This window comes from Pseudomonas sp. 05T35 (assembly GCF_056396605.1).
Genome location: NZ_JBFTLU010000779.1, coordinates 1 through 1,026, shown reverse-complemented (window position 1 = coordinate 1,026; position 1,026 = coordinate 1). Strand labels below are relative to the sequence as shown.

Annotated in this window: 1 protein-coding gene and 1 pseudogene; both read right to left on the bottom strand. The window is 59.7% G+C overall.

Annotated elements, in window-relative coordinates:
* A pseudogene (locus AC1DH9_RS29770) lies at window positions 1-689 on the bottom strand (heavy metal sensor histidine kinase); the annotation flags it as partial.
* A partial coding sequence (locus AC1DH9_RS29765; RefSeq protein WP_477809407.1) for a winged helix-turn-helix domain-containing protein occupies window positions 686-1,026 on the bottom strand: 341 nt, incomplete at its 5' end. The gene AC1DH9_RS29765 and the pseudogene AC1DH9_RS29770, both read right to left, overlap by 4 nt.

Genomic DNA, 1,026 nt, shown 5'->3' with positions numbered 1-1,026 from the left:
GTGTTGAACGAGTCGATCATCGGCAGCAACTCCTTCGGAGCGCCTTGGCTGTCGAGTCGCTCTGTCAGGTTACCGATGCCGATACCGTGGGCTTGCTGCGCCAGGCGTCTGACGGGTAACAACCCGCGGTGAAGCAGGGCATATCCCGCCAGCGCCAGGACAATCGCCGCGAGGCTGGCGAGGATGTAGACGCTGAGACGATAGCTGGCGAGTACGGCGGTTCGTTCGGTCATCAGGCAGCCAACGGTCAGTTTCAGCGTGCCCGAGTCGATACTCGCGGAGATGGCCGCGAAGGGGGTTCCGTTCACGGCGGGTAGATGCTGTACATCGGTCAGTGACAGGGAATGGTCCATGGCCACGGGAGTGAGGTCGGGAATATCGATATGACGGGGATTGACCAGCAGTAACGGGGCTTCCCCTGGAACACCAATGGTGAGTATGTATTCGCRATTGCCCAGCATGTTCTGAAACAGAATAGGTTTGGTCTTGATCAGTTCCAGCGTGTTGCTGCCATTGAGGAAAGTACGCAGCTGATCGATGCGGTAGACCAAAGTGGACTCGTCGCGTCGGATCAGTTCGCGCTCAAGATCGCGGTACAGTGCGACGCCGGTGGTGGCCATCAGGGCGAAGGCCAGCAAGGCGAACACCACGGCCAGGCGCAGGGTGAGGGAGTAATGGCGACGGTTCATGGTTGCGTATCGAAGCGGTAGCCAATGCCCCGCACACTGTGGATCAGCTTCAGCTGGAAAGGGTCGTCGATTTTCAGGCGCAGGCGTCGCACTGCCACGTCGACCACGTTGGTGTCGCTGTCAAAGTTCATGTCCCAGACCCGGGAGGCGATCAATGAACGCGACAGCACCTGATCCTGATGCGTGGCGAACAGGTGCAACAACGCGAACTCTTTGTTTGTCAGCGTCACTCGCACGCCGGCGCGGGTGACGCGGCGTTTGATGACATCAATCTGCAGGTCGGCGATCTGCAGTTGCTCTTCTTCCCGGGTCGGCCCTCGACGAGTCAGGGTGCGCA